At 41.4% G+C, this 2436-nt stretch carries 2 protein-coding genes; one reads left to right on the top strand and one right to left on the bottom strand.

The window, feature by feature from the left end:
• Window positions 1-762: 762 nt before the first annotated feature.
• Window positions 763-1134 (bottom strand): hypothetical protein, encoded by a 372-nt coding sequence (locus D5018_RS21175; RefSeq protein WP_243637491.1) that lies wholly within the window; start codon window positions 1132-1134, stop codon window positions 763-765.
• Between the two features lie 287 nt (window positions 1135-1421).
• Between D5018_RS21175 and mobV the strand changes: the two genes are divergently transcribed.
• Window positions 1422-2327 carry a MobV family relaxase gene (mobV, locus tag D5018_RS21170; protein WP_165905151.1) on the top strand — a complete coding sequence of 302 codons (906 nt, stop codon included), beginning with the start codon at window positions 1422-1424 and terminating at the stop codon, window positions 2325-2327.
• Window positions 2328-2436: the final 109 nt, after the last annotated feature.

Genomic DNA, 2436 nt, shown 5'->3' with positions numbered 1-2436 from the left:
AAAGGGTGTCGACCGTAATTCATTAAAAATTCTAATGGATCGATCGGGTGTTGATCAGCTAGTATTAGCTCCAGATGTGACAAAGCCAGCCGTAGGAAGCTGGCTAAGTCGAGATTCACTGTATCGGCAGTGCTTATTCAGTATATACCTACCTGCATAAGCACTTCAAGTTTATCTCTGAGTCAGTTTGGAATAAAGATGGTTTGGACTGGCAATACGCATTTAGTTAGCTACAAGGGCTATCGCTAGCTAACGCCCGCGACGGACTTTAACACCGACGACATACACAAAAAAACAAGGTTAATAGGCGTAAACCCGCTTCCTTAGAATCAAAAAAAGCTGGGTGTGTATGGAGAGTCAATGCAGCGTTAAAGTTGGGAAATTGGGTGCGATGGACGGCTTCACAGCTGGTAAGAATTTCCCCCTGACTTGCAAGATTGTAAGCGGCTGACATACCCCAAGTGGGTAGGGCTTCAGCTGCTTGCAAGCAGCATAAAAAAGCGGAGATGCTTTGCATCGACTTCATTAATTGGAATTGGGCGTATCCCTTAGGATACTTGCCCAGCTTTTAGGCTCTTTTCTTTGCTTTTAAAAAACAAAAAAAAGAATTATTGAAGCGGAGCGAGGTTCAAATTTCATGCTCAACTTGCAAGCGGATTGTGTGTAAAAGGGTTGAAACTGTTTTTTTAGTTTCAATGCTTTTTCCACATGACCGCCTGAGCTGATGGTTGGGATTCAAGACGCCTTGAAAATGTAACATAATCAAGATTTAGGGCTGGTTTTGAAAGTTATATCTTGTTTTTTATCTTTTAGACTTCGAATAAATACGGGGTCAGATTCCACAGGTTTATAGTTTTGATCTAATTCAGCTGTTTGATCCAAGTGTTCAATTAATGCCTTGATCACTTCTGAATATTTTTCAGGTATACGCATTACTTTGGTTTTTTCATACTTGGTTTTTCGTCCCGAACCTTCTCTTTTTCCACCCCAATTTTCAGAGAATTTCTTCTCAGAAATTTTTGAAAACATATCTAGATTTGAACAATAAGTTTGGTATTCATTTTTCGCTTTTTTGCTTTTTGGATCGTATCCATATTTGGTACAAAACTGATCGAAATTTACTGGCTGGCTCATTGTTAAAATTCCTTAACTTGAAAAAGTTACATAATCAATATACATGATTTTGTAACAGTTTCAAGATTTTTTCCGAAGGAAAACTCACACCCTTTTTTTCAGGGAATGCGAAGCGTTACATGAAAATAAAAGGGGGAGTGAGTCCACATGTCTAAACATGTGCCCAGTCGCATCTGGAACCCGTTGCATTTCATGTAACGCTTTCCAGATGCGAACCCCTGCGACTCTCCGAACGTCTGACGCTGTCGCAAATGAGTTAAAATAACAAAAAGATGCAGGGTGAAAAGATGAAAGATAAAAGCAAAAACTTCGCTATATTGCGCTTCCAGAAAATCAAATCTAGACGTTCTTTAAGAGGCGCACTTGCACACAATTTACGAGTGCAGGATACCCCGAATGCAAACCCCGAATTGATGGCTAAAAATGTGATCCCCGGTACGTTAAATTCTATCGATAAATGTCTTGGTAAATTTGACGGCCTAACAGGGAAACAAAAGATCCGAAAAAATGCGGTTTATGGAATTGAAGTTGTTGTCACTGGTAGCCCCGAACACATGCAGAAAATGAGCGAGAAAGAACAACGTCAATATTTCAAAGATGCGCTTGTGTGGCTCTCCAAGGAGCTTGGAGGGCAACAAAATATCATTAGTTATGTGGTTCATAACGATGAGACAACACCTCATTTGCAAGCGATCTTTGCGCCCGTGGTAGATGGGAAACTGAACTCTAAAGCCTTGCTTGGTGGGACAAAGCATCGAATGACCGAGCTGCAAACCAATTTTGCCAACGATGTAGGCAATAAATATGGATTGAAGCGAGGAGTCGAACGCAGCAAAGCAAGACATCAAACAATACGTGAATATTACAGCGCAACTAAGCAAGTCGAACCTTTGAAAGCTGAAATCGAAAAACTGAAGCTCTCAATCGCTCATGAGCGTGAAAATCTCGACATGACAATACAATCCAATGCAGAAAACGTAAGAAACGCTGAAATTGCGTCTGAGAGCCTTACAGCGTTAACCGATGCCTTGGACAATTACGAACGCAGGAACGTTGGCTCTGTTTATGCGCTGAGGGACGGAGTACAGGACTACGAAAAAAACAGAGAAAAGCTTGCAGAGGTAGAGCCAGAACTGGCAAAGACAGCTGATCGAGTGGTACGGGATATTAAATCGAAAGGGTGTCGACCGTAATTCATTAAAAATTCTAATGGATCGATCGGGTGTTGATCAGCTAGTATTAGCTCCAGATGTGACAAAGCCAGCCGTAGGAAGCTGGCTAAGTCGAGATTCACTGTATCGG

The organism is Parashewanella curva, assembly GCF_003675895.1.
Lineage (GTDB): Bacteria > Pseudomonadota > Gammaproteobacteria > Enterobacterales > Shewanellaceae > Parashewanella > Parashewanella curva.
The sequence above is the reverse complement of the archived record's forward strand: the minus strand, read 5'-3'. Positions and strand labels throughout refer to the sequence as shown.

Bases quoted from the DNA above. Each gene is read 5' to 3' on its own strand.
- D5018_RS21175 (WP_243637491.1), bottom strand. From the start codon at position 1,134: ATGAGCCAGCCAGTAAATTTCGATCAGTTTTGTACCAAATATGGATAC.
- mobV (WP_165905151.1), top strand. From the start codon at position 1,422: ATGAAAGATAAAAGCAAAAACTTCGCTATATTGCGCTTCCAGAAAATC.